At 70.3% G+C, this 14479-nt stretch carries 12 protein-coding genes; 4 read left to right on the plus strand and 8 right to left on the minus strand.

The features are described from left to right. Positions 1-6: 6 nt before the first annotated feature. From OG246_RS32350 to OG246_RS32360, 3 genes are all read right to left on the minus strand, one after another. Positions 7-2352 carry a glycoside hydrolase family 65 protein gene (locus OG246_RS32350; protein ID WP_266471499.1) on the minus strand — a complete coding sequence of 782 codons (2346 nt, stop codon included), beginning with the start codon at positions 2350-2352 and terminating at the stop codon, positions 7-9. Continuing rightward, positions 2349-3089 (minus strand): HAD family phosphatase, encoded by a 741-nt coding sequence (locus OG246_RS32355; RefSeq protein WP_266471500.1) that lies wholly within the window; start codon positions 3087-3089, stop codon positions 2349-2351. The genes OG246_RS32350 and OG246_RS32355 overlap by 4 nt, the downstream gene beginning before the upstream one ends. A gap of 75 nt (positions 3090-3164) precedes the next feature. Continuing rightward, on the minus strand, positions 3165-3317 hold the full coding sequence (locus OG246_RS32360; protein ID WP_266471501.1) for a hypothetical protein: 153 nt from the start codon (positions 3315-3317) through the stop codon (positions 3165-3167). Between the two features lie 148 nt (positions 3318-3465). Here OG246_RS32360 and OG246_RS32365 point away from each other — a divergent pair, with 148 nt between their 5' ends. After that, positions 3466-3786, plus strand: a complete 321-nt coding sequence (locus tag OG246_RS32365; protein WP_266471503.1) for a DUF6191 domain-containing protein — start codon at positions 3466-3468, stop codon at positions 3784-3786. Positions 3787-3812: 26 nt separating this feature from the next. Further along, complete coding sequence (locus OG246_RS32370) at positions 3813-4508, plus strand: nucleoside/nucleotide kinase family protein (RefSeq protein WP_266474904.1); 696 nt, start codon at positions 3813-3815, stop codon at positions 4506-4508. On the opposite strand, the gene OG246_RS32375 is transcribed toward OG246_RS32370, so the two are convergent. The 5 genes from OG246_RS32375 to OG246_RS32395 all read right to left on the minus strand — a co-directional run bounded on the left by OG246_RS32375 (position 4438) and on the right by OG246_RS32395 (position 10951). Next, positions 4438-6270: a hypothetical protein gene (locus OG246_RS32375; RefSeq protein ID WP_266471506.1), complete on the minus strand. Its 1833-nt coding sequence runs from the start codon at positions 6268-6270 to the stop codon at positions 4438-4440. The two genes, OG246_RS32370 and OG246_RS32375, sit on opposite strands and share 71 nt — an antisense overlap. A gap of 3 nt (positions 6271-6273) precedes the next feature. Continuing rightward, complete coding sequence (locus OG246_RS32380; RefSeq protein ID WP_266471507.1) at positions 6274-7161, minus strand: carbohydrate ABC transporter permease; 888 nt, start codon at positions 7159-7161, stop codon at positions 6274-6276. A gap of 19 nt (positions 7162-7180) precedes the next feature. Beyond that, the gene (locus tag OG246_RS32385) at positions 7181-8158 is read right to left on the minus strand and encodes a carbohydrate ABC transporter permease (RefSeq protein WP_266471509.1); all 978 of its coding nucleotides are present in this window, start codon (positions 8156-8158) and stop codon (positions 7181-7183) included. A 53-nt stretch (positions 8159-8211) separates the two neighbouring features. Beyond that, on the minus strand, positions 8212-9543 hold the full coding sequence (locus OG246_RS32390) for an ABC transporter substrate-binding protein (protein WP_266471512.1): 1332 nt from the start codon (positions 9541-9543) through the stop codon (positions 8212-8214). 274 nt (positions 9544-9817) lie between these two features. Further along, on the minus strand, positions 9818-10951 hold the full coding sequence (locus OG246_RS32395; RefSeq protein WP_266471515.1) for an ROK family protein: 1134 nt from the start codon (positions 10949-10951) through the stop codon (positions 9818-9820). Between the two features lie 494 nt (positions 10952-11445). Here OG246_RS32395 and OG246_RS32400 point away from each other — a divergent pair, with 494 nt between their 5' ends. Both OG246_RS32400 and OG246_RS32405 read left to right on the plus strand, forming a co-directional pair. After that, positions 11446-12345, plus strand: coding sequence for a BadF/BadG/BcrA/BcrD ATPase family protein (locus tag OG246_RS32400; RefSeq protein ID WP_266471519.1), 900 nt, complete (start codon positions 11446-11448; stop codon positions 12343-12345). A 172-nt stretch (positions 12346-12517) separates the two neighbouring features. Then, on the plus strand, positions 12518-14455 hold the full coding sequence (locus OG246_RS32405) for a phosphatase PAP2 family protein (protein ID WP_266471522.1): 1938 nt from the start codon (positions 12518-12520) through the stop codon (positions 14453-14455). The last annotated feature ends 24 nt before the right edge of the window (positions 14456-14479 follow it).

The raw sequence follows: 14479 nt of genomic DNA on the forward strand, positions 1-14479 counted from the left end.
TGCGCCTCACCCGTGACTGTTCGGCCGCCGGTGCGGTGGCTGTTCGGGGGCGGGGCGCAGCCTGGGGGCCGGGATCCGCAGGCCCTGGGGCTTGTCGGCTTCGACGGTGACCGGTTCGTGGTAGTGGCGGATCTCCAGGGGTTCGCCGCTCACGAGCGTGTAGGTGGCGGTGGCCGGTCCGATCTCCACACGCAGCCGGCGGCCGAGGAGTTCCAGGTTGAAGGCGAGGCGGTGGAAGCGTTCCGGCAGCCGGGGCTTGAACTCCAGGGTGTCGCCGTGGTGGCGCAGACCGCCGAAGCCCGCGACCAGGGCCATCCAGGTTCCGGCCAGGGAGGCGATGTGCAGGCCGTCCCGGGTGTTGTTCTCCAGGTCGCGCAGATCCATCAGCGCGGCCTCCACCAAGTAGTCGTAGGCGAGACCCGGATGGCCCGCCTCGGCCGCGATCACGGCCTGGCAGCAGGCGGACAGGGAGGAGTCGCGGACGGTGAGGGGCTCGTAGTAGGCGAAGTTGCGGGCCTTGTGCTCGTCGTCGAAGTAGGGGCTGCACTTGTACATGGCCAGCACCAGGTCGGCCTGCTTGACGACCTGCTTGCGGTAGATGTCGAAGTACGGGAAGTGCAGCATCAGCGGGTACTGGTCGGGGCGGGTGGTGGCGAAGTCCCAGCGCTGGTAGCTGGTGAACCCGGCGTGCTGTTCATGGACGCCTAGTTCGTGGTTGTAGGGGATGTGCATGGCGCCGGCGGAGTCGCGCCAGGCGGCGCTCTCCTCGTCGTCGACCCCGAGGGCCTCGGCCTGCCGCGGGTGGCGCTCGACGACGTCCGCGGCCGCCAGCAGGTTCGTACGGGCCATCAGGTTGGTGTACGTGTTGTCGTCCGCGACGGCGCTGTACTCGTCGGGGCCCGTCACCCCGTCGATGTGGAACCCTCCCTGGTGGTCGTGGTGGCCCAGCGACCGCCACAGGCGCGCCGTCTCCACGAGCAGTTCGACCCCGGTGTCGCGTTCGAACGGCTTGTCGCCGGTGACGGCCGTGTAGTGCACGACGGCGTCGGCGATGTCGGCGTTGACGTGGAACGCGGCGGTCCCGGCAGGCCAGTACGCCGAGCCTTCCTCGCCCGCTATGGTCCGCCAGGGGAACGCCGCGCCGCTCAGGCCGAGTTGGGCCGCCCTCTCGCGGGCGGCGGGCAGTGTGTTCTGGCGCCAGCGCAGCGCCTCGGCCACGGCACCGGGCGCGGTGTAGGTGAGCAGCGGCAGTACGAAGGTCTCGGTGTCCCAGAAGGCGTGGCCGTCGTATCCGGATCCGGTGAGCCCCTTCGCGGGTATCGCGCGCTGTTCGGCGCGGGCACCGGCCTGCAGGACGTGGAACAGCGCGAACCGTACGGCCTGCTGGATCTCCTCGTCGCCGTCCACCTCGACGTCCGCGCGGGCCCAGAAGTCGTCGAGATAGGTCCGCTGTTCGTCGACGAGGCCCTGCCAGCCGCCGTGCTGGGCCGACGCGAGCGCCGCGTCGGCCTGAGCGCGCAGAGCGGGCAGGGACCGGGTGCTCGACCAGCCGTAGGAGACGAGCTTCTCCACGTGCAGCTTCTGTCCGGGCTCCAGGACGGAGGTGACGGTGAGGCGGGCGACGTCGGCGGTGCTCTCGCCGCTCGTCGTGGTCGGTTCGGGGCCGGTGACGGCGTGGTCGGCGGCGGTGGCGACGCGCAGCCCGCTGCGCCGGGTGCGGTGCACCAGTCGCAGCCGCCCGCCCTGGGCAAAGTGCTCCTCACCTTCGAGCGGCGACTCCAGGACGATCGCGGCCCGGGGGTCTCCGTTGCGGCCCGGCAGTTGCTCGTTGGCGACGAGTTCCGACTGGACGACGACACGGACCCGGGAGTCGACGGCCTCCACCTCGTAACTGACAGCGGCTATCGCGCGCTGGGTGAAGGACACCAGCCGGGTGGAGCGCACACGGACCGTGTCGCCCGCCGGTGAGGTCCATTCGCAGCTCCGGGTGAGCAGACCGGTGCGCAGGTCGAGGACGCGCTCGTGGGAGCGCAGCCGTCCGTAGCGCAGGTCGAACGGCTCGTCGTCGACCAGCAGCCGGATCACCTTGCCGTTGGTGACGTTGATGACCGTCTGCCCGGACTCCGGGTAGCCGTATCCGGCTTCGGCGTAGGGCAGTGGGTGGACTTCGTGGACGCCGTTCAGGTAGGAGCCCGGAAGGCCGTGCGGTTCGCCTTCGTCGAGGTTGCCGCGCCAGCCGACATGGCCGTTGGACAGGGCGAACACGGACTCGCTCTGCGGCAGTACGTCGAGGTTGAGGACGTGCTCACGCAGGGCCCACGGCTCGACGGCGTACGACGTGTGAGTGATCACGCGCTCTCCCCCAGTTCCGCGAGATCCCGTACGACGATGTCCGCGCCGTGCGCGCGCAGGGCGGCTCCCTGGCCGACGCGGTCGACCCCGACGACGTACCCGAAGTGGCCCGAGCGGCCCGCGTCCATGCCGGCCAGCGCGTCCTCGAAGACGGCTGCCTGGGACGCGTCGGCTCCGAGGTCCCGCGCGGCTGCCAGGAAGGTGTCCGGCTTCGGCTTGCCCGGCAGTCTGCGCTCGGCTGCGACGACGCCGTCGATCCTGACCTCGAAGAGGGACTCGGCGCCCACCGCGCGCAGGATGTCCCGGCAGTTGGTGCTGGAGGAGACGACCGCGGTCCGCAGACCGCTCGCGCGGACCGCCTCGACATAGCGCAGTGTGCCGTCGTACGCCTCCACGCCGCCGCTGCGGATCAGTTCGAGGAGCAGGTTGTTCTTGCGGTTGCCAAGGCCTTGGACAGTCGGACTGTCCGGCGGGTCGTCGGGCGACCCCTCGGGCAGTTCGATTCCCCGCGAGGCGAGGAAGGCGCGGACGCCGTCGGCGCGCGGGCGTCCGTCCACGTGGTCGTTGTAGTCGGCGTCGGTGAAGGGACGGAACCCGTCGCCGTCACGTTGGTGGAGGAATTCGTCGAACGTCCGCTGCCAGGCGGCCGCGTGGACGACGGCGGTCTTGGTGATGACCCCGTCGAGATCGAAGAGGCAGGCCAGGATTTCTTTCGGAAGACCGAGCTGCTCTGTCATACGGTGCAGTGTGCCCCGAGGGGCCCCGGCCACGGGGTGGCGCACACCACACGGCCTCGGGGCGGTCGAGGTGCCCTAGGACTTCTTCAAGTCGGCCCGGTAGGTCCGGTAGAGCGCGGTGCCGTCGTCGCAGCGCCGTGGTGGGGTGCTGCACTTCGGGCAGCCGAGCAGGTGGTCGAAGTAGGCGCGATAGCTTTGGGGGGCGAGCGTGGGGCTCTGCTGCGACATGAAGTTTCTCCCCGTGTCCGGCCACTGCGGGCGCCAGATATTGACCAGAATTCAACAGCTGCATCAGCATAGGCCGAATTCACCGCGAAGAGGCCAAAGGCGATACCCGCCTGGCCGGAATCCACCTCCGGGCACGGATACTGGGGCCATGGGATTCGCCGTCTTCATGACCCTGCCCGGACTCGTCATCCTGCTGACGCTGCTGGCCTTCGTGGACCAACTGCTGCTGCGGGTGGGCCGGTCGGGCATGCTGCCCTGGCGGAACGGAGCGCGCCAGGGGCAGATATCCGCAACCGGGTTCGAGCAGCTCCACGCGAGTTTCTCGCCGGGCAAGCAGAACGAGCTCAAGGAGCGTCAGTCGGCGCTGGTGATGCGGGACGACGAGGAGGACGGGGCTCCGCCGAACCGGACGACCGTCGATCTGGACGGCGGGACGGCTGTCGTACGGATACTGCGGGCCGGCCGGTAGGAGGGTCCGTGACCTCGGACGAGCCGATGGCTTTCGACGACCTCCTGGGGCGTGCCGCGTCCCTCGTACGTCCTGGGCACCGCGCCCTCCTCGGCATCGCGGGCAGCCCGGGATCGGGCAAGACGACGCTCGCCGAGCGACTGGTCAAGGAACTGAACGGTGACGGGCCCGCCCGGGTCGCGCACGTGCCGATGGACGGGTTCCATCTCGCGGACGTCGAGTTGGACCGCCTGGGCCGCCGCGACCGCAAGGGTGCCCCCGACACGTTCGACGCGGCGGGGTACGCGGCGCTGCTGCGCCGGCTACGCGAGGACCAGGACGACCTGATCTACGCGCCCGGCTTCGAGCGCACCCTGGAACAGCCCATCGCGGGCGCCGTCCCCGTCCCCCGCACCGCCCGCCTGGTCATCACCGAGGGCAACTACCTGCTGCTCCGCGACGACGCGTGGACCCGGGTACGGTCGCAGCTGGACGAGGTCTGGTTCTGCGAGCTCGACGAGACCGAACGCGTACGCCGTCTCGTGGCCCGGCACGAGGAGTTCGGCAAGGACCACGACACGGCGGTCGCGTGGGTGCTCGGCACGGACCAGCGCAACGCCGACCTGGTCGCCGCCACGCGGGACCGCGCCGACCTGGTCGTCGGGGCTGCGGTCAGCGGGGACCGAGTTCCAGCTCCGGCTCCCCACGAGCATCGCCCGCGGGGTCCCCGATCAGGGCGGTGAACGCCTCGGTGCGGACGGTCAGTCCCGCGGGGGTGAGGTCGAAGACCGGGGTGAACGGGCCGCCGGGGCCGTAGCGCACGGCGAAGATGTGCAGGTCCTCCGGTGCGCCGGGAGCCGGTCCCGCTTCGAAGGCGGTGGAGGCGACGAGGTGGCGCCAGCCCTCGTCCGGGTTGCCGTAGCCGCGCGGGTCGGCCGCGAGGGCGAAGGCCGCCTGCTGCTGCGTCGTCTCCGCGCGGGCGTCGAAGTGGTCCACACTCTCCGTCGCCGGGTGGGTGAGGCGCAGGTCGCCGGCGGAGGTCACGTCGGCCTCAGCGGTCCTGCGCACCCGGTCGCCGTCGTCGGTGGCGTACGGCAGCCCGGCGAGCAGGTAGGGGGTTCCGTCCAGCCGTTCCACGGCGACGGTCATCCACAGGCTCGCGCCGTCCGTGACGTACAGGGATCGGACGTGGCGCAGGACGTGGTCGCGGCCGACGACGGGCTTGGTGACGAGTTTGGCCGTCAGCGCGTCGGTGCGCAGGTCGCGGACCCGGGTCTCGCCCATCGGGCGGCACAGCAGGAAACCGTCGGTGACCGGGCCGAAGCCGTGCTGGCGGTTGACGGCGGCGGGCAGGTAGTACGTGCCGCCCGCCTCGACGAGTGACGGGGTCATCCTGTCGTCGAAGGCCACCGAGACCGTGCCCGCGCGGAGTTGATGGCGTACGGGGTCCTTCGACGGCGTGCGGTGCCAGGGCGTGGTGTCCTGGATCTGCCAGACCAGCATGAAGGCGAAGTGGCCGTCGATGCCGCCGTCCCGCTGGACCGCGTGCCGGCCCCAGCGGGTGTCGCCCCGGTAGCGGCCGAGGTCGGCGCCGATGCGGTCGCCGAAGTAGCGCAGGCCGAGGACGGACTCGAACCCGGAGTGCTGTTCGCTGTAGCGCGGGCCGCCGTTGTCGAAGCCGCCGACGGTCAGGCGCGCGTCGAGGTAGCGGGCGAGCGCGTCACCGTCCTCGGCGAAGATCTCCTCGCCGCTGATCCGGTGGGCCTGGGCGAGGAAGGAGAGGGAGATCGGGCCGTAGTTGTTGTCGTAGGCGCCGCCGTGCTCCGGGGGCAGGAGGGCGCCCCGGTCTCGTACGCGATGGGCGCGGATCTCTTCGACGTACAGGCTGACCGCGTGCGAGCGGACCAACTCCCCTTCCCCCGAAGGGAGATGGCGAGAGAGCATCAGTCCGCCGACGATGCAACCGATGGCCTGGTTGCCGGCCTCCTGCGGATTGAAGAAGGTCGCCTCCGTCAGCCAACGCCAGTAGCCGACCGCCGACTTCAGCAGCTCATCCCGCTGTTCGTCGTCGACGAGCCCGTCGGCCGTATCCAGGACGTTGACCGCCTGGAGCAGCGCCCACACCGTGCTCGGCCAGTCACCGATGGGATGCGCGCCCGCCTCCACCACGTAACGGGCGTACGGCAGACCGGAGTTGCGCACACTCAGGTTCGGGTAGCCGGCGTTGTCCTCGGTGAACACCCGCTCGCGGAGGTGAAAGGCGAGGCTGCGCCGGACGGCCTCCGGCAGGCGCGGGTCCTTCGTGCGCCGCCAGGCGAGCGCGAGCAGGGAGGTGATGCCCAGCGACGTGTCCCCGATGTCGTCCACGGCGGCGGGGTGTTCGAGGCTGCCTTCCGGCGTGAGCCGGGCGAGGGCCTCCTCGGTGACGGCGGCGAGGACGGCGTCGTACGCGGCGGGATCGTCCGGCAGATCGTGCAACGGACCGCGCTGGTGAGGGAGATGCACGTGTCAGCCCTTCATGCCGGAGGTCGCCAGGCCTTCGACCAGCCTCTTCTGGAAGACCAGGAAACAGATGAGCGTGGGCAGGAGGGCGAGTGTCGACATGGCGAACATCGCGCCGTACGAGGAGCCGCTCGTCTGGTCCATGAACAGGGTCAGACCGAGGGGGACGGTGAACTTGTCGTTCTGCTGGAGGTAGACGAGCTGGTGGAGGAAGTCGTCGTAGGTCCAGATGAAGGTGAAGATCGTGGTGGTGATCAGGGCCGGCTTCATCAGCGGCAGGATGATCTTCCAGTAGATCTGCAGGGGGTTGGCGCCGTCCATCATGGCCGCCTGGTCCAGCTCGCGCGGGATGGAGCGGATGAACTGCACCATCAGGAAGATGAAGAAGGCGTCCGTGGCCAGGAACTTCGGCACGATGAGCGGCAGGTAGGTGTTGATCCAGGTCAGGTTGTAGAAGATCGTGTACTGCGGGATCAGGACGGCCTGCGTGGGCAGCATGAGCGTGCCGAGCATCAGGCCGAACCAGATCTTCTTGCCGCGGAACTCGAAGCGCGCGAAGGCGTAGGCGGCCAGCGAGCAGGAGATCACGTTGCCGATCACCGCGCCGATCGTGACGATCAGCGAGTTGGTGATGTAGAGGGAGAAGGAGTTGCCTGAGCCGCTCCAGCCCTCGGAGTAGTTCTCCGGGCGCAGCGCGTTGGGGATGAGCCCGGGGTGGGTGAAGATCTCGGTGTCGGGCTTGAAGGAGCTGCTGAGCATCCACAGCAGCGGGTAGAGCATGACGACCGCGACGCCGATGAGCAGGGTGTGCATGTAGATACGGCGGGAGCCGGTGGCCGAACGCAGCTTCTGGAGCGGCGACTTCGGGGACTGGGCCGGGGTGATGGCGGACATGGGGTAGCGGACTCCTCGCTCAGTCGTCGTAGTGGACCCAGTAGCGGCTGGCGATGAAGTTGACCGCCGTGAAGCCGGCGATGACCAGGAACAGCACCCAGGCCAGCGCGGAGGCGTACCCCATCTGAAGGTCGGTGAAGCCCTTCTTGTACAGGTACAGGGAGTACAGCATGGTCGAGTTGAGCGGCCCGCCCGAGCCGTTGCTGATCACGAAGGCGGGGGTGAACGTCTTGAACGCGTCGATGATCTGCAGGACGACGTTGAAGAACACGATCGGCGTCAGCAGCGGCAGGGTGATCTTGAAGAACCGGGTGACGGGCGAGGCGCCGTCGATCGCGGCCGCCTCGTACACGTCCTTCGGCAGCTGCTTCAGGCCGGCCAGGAAGATGACCATCGGGGTGCCGAACTGCCAGACGGCGAGCAGGACGAGCGTGTAGAGCGCGGTGTCGGGGCTGGAGATCCAGTCCTGGCCCTTGATGCCGAACCAGGCCAGGAAATCGTTGAAGAGGCCGTCGCCGCCGAAGACCTGGCGCCAGACGATGGCGATGGCCACCGCGCCGCCGAGCAGCGACGGCAGGTAGAAGGCGGCCCGGTAGAGCCCGATGCCCTTGAGGTCGCGGTTGAGCAGCATGGCCACGCCGAGCGCGAGCGCCAGCTTCAGCGGCACGGACACCACGACGTACACGAGCGTGGCGTGCACCGAGTCCCAGAAGACCGGGTCCTGGGTGAACATGCGCTCGTAGTTCTCGGTGCCGGTCCACTGCGGGGGTGTCAGCAGGTCGAAGTCGGTGAACGACAGGTACAGCGAGTCGAGCATCGGGTAGATCGTCAGCCCGAACAGGCCGATGAACCAGGGGGCCAGGAAGGCGTACGGCCACCAGCCTCCGCCCCGCCGTCTGGCGAGGCGGCGGCGCATGCGGTCGCGCTCCCGCTGGTCGGACGGGGTCGCCGGAACCGGCGGCTCCTTCACGACCTCGTCGGTCTTCGCGGTGGTCATACTCATCTCCCTGGCCCTCTCCCGGTGTTCGGTGGTGCGGCGGCGAGGCCGGCCTAGGCGCCCAGGATGCCGGGCGCCTGGTCGAAGAACTCGCTCAGCTGCGCCTTGATCGACTTCTTGCCGAAGGCGACGGCGAGGTTCGACTGGAACAGCAGGTCCCAGATCTGGTCGGCGCCCTGCGGCGGGGGCACCGGAGCGGGCAGGGCGTTGGTCGCCTTCCCGACGCGCTGGGAGATGTAGTCGGCGTTCGCCATGTTCAGCTTGTCCGTCTCGGTCAGGCCCGAGGCGATCAGGTTGCGCGCCTTCTCCGTCGGCGGGATGCCGCGCAGCAGCTGCATGTCCTTGATGGCCGTGTCGTCCTGCGCGAAGAACGACATGATCTTCACGGAGTCGGCGACCTTCTTGCTGGCCTTGGTGGCGCTCAGCAGGACACCGCCGTTGACGAAGTTGCCCTCGCGGGCGCCTGACCAGTCGCCCTGCGGGGTGGGCAGGAAGTCCAGCTGGGCGTCGGTGATGGAGCCACCCGCGCCGTAGACACCGGAGTCGAAGGTGAACAGGGCCTTGCCGATGACGACCGCGTTCTTGGTGAGGTCGTTGTGCGCGGCCGAGGTGATCGCCGGCGGCGGGGAGGCGTTGAGCTTGCGCATCTCGGCCCAGAACTCCCACCACTCCTGGAGGGTGGCGGAGGTGAAGCCGAGCTTCGTGCCGTCGTCGGAGAAGAAGGTCTCGCCCTTCTCACGGGCGAAGATCTCGAAGCACTGGAGGGCGCCACCGCCACCGTCGTCGACGCCGTAGATCTTGCCGCCGCTCTTCTTGTAGACGTCCTGGGAGATCTTCTTCAGGTCGGCCCAGGTCCACTCGCGGTCCGGCAGCTTCAGGCCGAGGTCCTCCAGGCCGCTGCGGTTGACGGTGAGCTGGTTGACGCCGATGCCGGACGGGACGCCGTACAGCTTGCCGTCGACGGTGCCCGCCGCGAGAAGCGTCTTGGCGAAGCCCGTCAGGTCCAGGGTCTTGCCGACGTACTCGTCGATCGGGGCGAGGACACCCTTGCGGGCGTACTGGGCGACCAGCGCGGTGTCCATCTGGAGCAGGTCGGGGGCGCTGCCGCCGGCGATGTTGGTGTTGAACTTGTCGAAGTACCCGTCGTATCCGGAGTAGGTCTCCTGGATCTTGATCTTCGGGTTCGACTTCTGGAACGTGGCGAGCGCCTTCTTGTAGGCGTTGTGCCGGTCGTCGCTGCCCCACCAGGTCATGGTCAGCTTGCTGCTCGTGGAGCCTGCCCCGGTACCTCCGGAGCAGGCGCTGAGCGAGCTGCCGAGCGCGCCGGCGACGGCGAGCCCGCTCGCGGTGCGGAAGAGGGTTCTGCGCGAGATCTGGTGACCCACCGGGTCCTCCTTGATGTGCGTGACGGAATTCCCGGCCAGTCGCACGGCACGGGCTGAATTCTGTTCGGAAGGGCACCTTCCGGAGCGCGGCCTCGCCCGGCCGCGCCATCCTGACGGGTGGGGATCCCCGGCCGCCATGGCCGTCGTCACACGAGCACGCCCTCGCGTGGCTGCCGTGCCTCTTGGTGCACGGGCGGGACGCTCACCCCAGGTCGGCGTCCCGGCCGACCTAGAAAGCGCTTGTCCGGACATTGGCAGACTGAGTCGGAAGCCGTCAATCCTTCGTTCGCGCGGCATCGGTCACGGTTCGGACTCCCCGGGCGACCGCGAGCCGGGCGGCGCCCACGACCGTGCCCAGGTCTCCGACGGTGCTGCTGGTCACCTCGGTGGGCCAGCTGAGCCGGGCCAGCTCGGCGCGCACACCGGGCAGGAGCTGCGGATCCGCGCCCGTACTGCCGCCGAGCACGAGCAGCCCCGGGTCCAGTACTGCGGTCACGGCGGCGGCGAGCCGGCCGACGTCGACGGCATGGCGGTCGACGACCGTGCGGGCCGCGGGTCTGCCCTCACCGGCAAGGGCGAAGAGCCGCTCGGCGGTTCGCGGGCACGGCCCGTCGGCGTCCTGCCAGGCCTCGGCGGCCCGTCGCAGCAGGGAGCGGGCGCCGATGTACTCCTCCAGGGCCTCGTGGCGCGGATCCAGGCCGTCGTCCCACGGGTAGGGCAGCCGGGCGAGCTCACCGGCGGCTCCGTTCGCGCCGCGCAGCACCTGGCCCCCGATCACGACACCGAGGCCGATACCGACGCCGACCCGCAGATAGCCGAAGGTGTGACGGCCTCGGGCAGCGCCCTCGTGGAGTTCGGCGAGCGCCGCGCAGTTGACGTTGTTCTCCAGGTGCACCGGAACGCCGGGCGGCAGCGCCACGGCCACGGCGTCGAAGACGGGTCCGCCCTTGTCGGTCGCCGGCCGTGTTCCGTCACCCTCGCGTTCCGGCGGGGTGACGTCGCCGACCGCGACGACGATGGTGCGCAGCGGCGCGTCCGCGCCGAGCACCGCGAGGGCCTCATGGACTACCTCCACGGCCTCCGCGCGTGAGCCGGTTGCCTCGGCGAGCAGGGTGCCGTCCAGGCCGCAGCCACGGACCCGGGTGAGGGCGGGGCCGAGGTCGACGGCAAGCACCGTGCCGGCGGCCGGCCCGATCCTGTATACGGCGGCGTTGCGACCGGTGCCGCTGGAGGCCGTGCCGGAATGCGCGGCGAGCCGGACGCCCTCCAGTTCCGCGACGGCGGAGGACACCGTCGGTTTGGACAGGCCCGCCAGGCTCGCGAGCTGCGGCCGGGTCGCGGTGCCCGCCTGGGCCAGCACGGCGAACACGGCGCTCGCGCTCTCGGTCAGACGGGGGGTGTTCGCCACATCGAGTTCCACAGTTCCCCCAGAGGTCACGGGCCGCGATGCCGGGTGGATCGGCTCTGCCGGATGCGGCGATGGAAGGCGCCGGCGTCACGCACCCCCCGCGCGGAGCGGTCGAGTGGGCGACACCTCTTGACGCACTGTACTTCGTTAGTTAACTTCCTAACGAACGTCACGGTACTCGCCTGCCGTGTTCCACCAGAGGCCCGTCCCGGGGCTTCCCTAAGGCCTGTCTGGCAATTCCCGTCTGCCTCGCGACGCCATGCACGCACTCTCACCGCACCGGGCGCAGACCCAAGTACGTCCAGTACGAGGGTCTACGCCCGGCACGCCGAGAGCACGCACCTACTGCGACACGAACTGCTGCCGCAGCGGGCGCGAGGCCGCCCTCCGGGCGACGACGGGAATTGCCAGACAGGCCCTGGTTCCTCCACTTCCCTTCCTCCAGGCACGGTTCGCCCGCCGTCGCAGCACCGCGGAACGACGAAAGAGGATCCGTGCAGGAATCCGCATGCCTGGTCGTCGGTATCGACGTGGGCGGCACCAAGACGCATCTCCGCGCGCTCTCGGGCGACACCCTCGTGGCCGACCGCGTGCGCGCGAGCGGCGGCTGGCGGCCGCACGATCCCGTGGCCGCCGCCGGGTGGCTGGCCGCACTGCTCGCCGACACCCTTCCGGCGGGGGTGCGCCCCTCCGCGCTCGCCGTCGGCGGACACGACTGCGAGACCCCGCGCCAGTGCGCGCAGATACGTACCGCTCTCCAACTCCACTTCGACGCGCCCGCACTGGTCGTCGGCGATGCCCAACTCCTCGTCCCCGCCGCGGGCCTGGACAAGGGTGTGGGGCTGGTCGCGGGCACCGGTTCGGTGGCGGTGGGTCTGCTCGCCGACGGCAGCCCCGTGCAGGTCGGCGGCTGGGGCGCGGTACTGGGTGACGAGGGCGGCGCGGCCGGCCTCGTCCGCGAGGCGGTCCGGGCCGCATGGGCGGCGCACGACCGCGGCGAGGAGCCCGACGCGCTCGCGCTCGGCCTGCTGTCCGCGTTCGACGTCTCCGAAGTCCCCTTGCTCTGCGGGGCCCTTGAGCGCGCCACGGACATCTCCGCCGAGTGGGGCCGCCACGCGCCCGCCGTGTTCGCGGCGGCCGAGGCCGGATCGTTCCTCGCCCGCACGGTGATCGCCGAGGGCGGGCGGGCACTTGCCGCGCTCGTCGCGCGGCTCGCCGCACGCGGCGTGACCGTCGACGACGTCGTGGTCGCGGGCAGTACGGTCCTCGCCCAACCGTCGTTGTACGAGGCGTTCGTGTCCTCCCTGGCGACCGCCGTCCCAACGGCCCGGCCGAGGCCTCTGCGGGCGCCGCCGGTCGAGGGAGCCGTCGCGATGGCCCGTTCACTCGTCTGACACGTGCTGGTCGTCGTGCCTCCCCCGTTCCGACATTACTCATCAGTAGTTCTTCGCTGGTGCGCCCCAGTAAGCGCATTCAGCACACATGTGTATCCCGGCGCCCCACGAGCCGGCACCGATCGCACCGACTCGCCGGCCGCAGGGCCGAAGAACTCAAGAGAGGCAGCCCATGCCGTCCTCCGCCGGGAAGCAGTCCCCCGCATCGCTCACCGAACGCGCCGTGAACCGACGCGGATTCCTCAAGACCTCCCTGGGCGCCACGGCCGGCGTGGTGGCCGCGCCCACCCTGGCCACCTGGCTTGCTGCCACGGACGCGAAGGCCGCCACGGGCTCCACCGCGTTCGTCGACAGCTACACCACCAACGTCGTGGCCAACACGACGCCGGAGACCAACGCGGTCATCCGGATTCTCGGCGGCATGAGCAAGGTGTGGAAGACCGGCGGCGCCTGGAACACGGGCACACCGCTGAAGCCCGAGGTATTGCGCGCGAACATGCGCTACTGCGCCAGGATCACCGCCGCCCGCACCGAGGCACAGGCGAAGGAGGCATTCATCTATGACCGGCAGCACCAGAGTTACGCGATGATCGCCGGCCTCGGCCCGCTCGCCGACCTCTACAAGTCGGGCGCCAAGGCGGTCACTTCGATCACCAGCGCACCCGACGGCACTCCTTCGGGCAAGATCAGCGACGCCGTGCCCGCCGACGCGCCCGCCGGTTCCGCCCAGGGCGCGGGCTCCTACGACTCCGCGCTCGGCACGGTCGCCAAGTTGGTCGACACGGTGCGCGGCCCGTTCGCCTCCGGCAACCCGGCCAAGTACTCCTTCCAGTACCCGCGTCCGTGGCGCATGACGGAGGACAGCGAGGTCGTCGACACGGGCAAGGTCGACGCGCTCGGCTACCCCGTGTACGACTCCGACGTGGTCGTCGCCCCGCAGTTGCTGTGGCAGCGCAGCGCGACCACGGCCGACGACGGCGGCTTCCCCAGCGGGCACACCAACGCCTTCTACCTGGCGGCCCTGGCGTTCGCGTACGCCGTGCCGGAGCGGTTCCAGGAGCTGGTGGCACGTGCCTCCGAGCTCAGCCACACCCGGATCATGTCGGGCATGCACTCGCCCGTCGACGTGATGGGCGGCCGGACCATGGCCACCGCGCTGGCCGCCGCCACGCTGGCCGATCCGCAGTACGCGGCCCTCAAGGCCGCGGCGCGCGCCCAGGCCGCCGCGTACTTCCAGCAGCAGACCGGTACGACGGCTGACACGCTGTACGCCTACGCGCACTCGGCGGACGTCGAGACCGACAAGTACGCCGACCGGGACGCCAACTCCCGCGCGCTCACCCCGCGTCTGACGTACATCCTGACGCGGCACGGCCGCTCCGAGGACATCACCGTGCCCAAGGGCGCCGAGGTCCTCCTCGAGACACGGCTCCCCTACCTCGACGCGGCCCAGCGCCGCGAGGTGCTCCGTACGACCGCGCTGCCCTCCGGGTACGTCCTGCTCGACGGCGACGAGCAGTGGGGGCGCCTCAACCTCTTCGCCGCCGCCGACGGGTACGGGGCCTTCGACTCCGACGTGACCGTCACCCTGAACGCGGCCGACGGGGGCTTCGGTGCCGCGGACACCTGGCGCAACGACATCTCCGGGTGCGGAGGCCTCGTCAAGCGCGGCAGCGGCTCGCTGACTCTGACGGGAGCCAACCGTCACACGGGCGGCACGGTGCTGGAAGCGGGCACGCTGGCCGCCGGTTCCGCGGGCGCGCTGGGACACGGTGACGTCCGGGTGCAGGGCGGCACACTGCGGGCGACCACGGCCACGCGGGTGCGCGGCTCCTACACACAGGCGTCCGGCGCGACCCTGGACGTGACGCTCCGCGCGGGGCGGATACCCGCGCTCACGGTGGACCGGCGGGTCCTGCTCGGCGGGGAGAGTGTCCTCTCGCTCCGGCTGGACGCTTCCCGTCCGCCGGCCACGGGGACCACGGTTCCGGTGATCGCGGCGCCCTCTCTGCGGGGCCAGTTCGGTCGTATCGAGGTACAGGCGGACGGGTACCGGGCGGTGCCCGTGTACACGGCCGCGGGCCTGTCCGTACGGCTGACCAGGCGCTGATCTTTTGCCCGGGGAGGTGCGGTG

The sequence above is a fragment of the Streptomyces sp. NBC_00620 genome, assembly GCF_026341825.1.
Taxonomy (GTDB): Bacteria; Actinomycetota; Actinomycetes; order Streptomycetales; family Streptomycetaceae; genus Streptomyces.

Excerpts from the sequence above, each read along its gene's own strand:
- OG246_RS32355 (WP_266471500.1), bottom strand. The coding sequence starts at position 3,089 with ATGACAGAGCAGCTCGGTCTTCCGAAAGAAATCCTGGCCTGCCTCTTC.
- OG246_RS32360 (WP_266471501.1), bottom strand. The coding sequence starts at position 3,317 with ATGTCGCAGCAGAGCCCCACGCTCGCCCCCCAAAGCTATCGCGCCTAC.
- OG246_RS32365 (WP_266471503.1), top strand. The coding sequence starts at position 3,466 with ATGGGATTCGCCGTCTTCATGACCCTGCCCGGACTCGTCATCCTGCTG.
- OG246_RS32370 (WP_266474904.1), top strand. The coding sequence starts at position 3,813 with ATGGCTTTCGACGACCTCCTGGGGCGTGCCGCGTCCCTCGTACGTCCT.
- OG246_RS32380 (WP_266471507.1), bottom strand. The coding sequence starts at position 7,161 with ATGTCCGCCATCACCCCGGCCCAGTCCCCGAAGTCGCCGCTCCAGAAG.
- OG246_RS32385 (WP_266471509.1), bottom strand. The coding sequence starts at position 8,158 with ATGACCACCGCGAAGACCGACGAGGTCGTGAAGGAGCCGCCGGTTCCG.
- OG246_RS32405 (WP_266471522.1), top strand. The coding sequence starts at position 12,518 with ATGCCGTCCTCCGCCGGGAAGCAGTCCCCCGCATCGCTCACCGAACGC.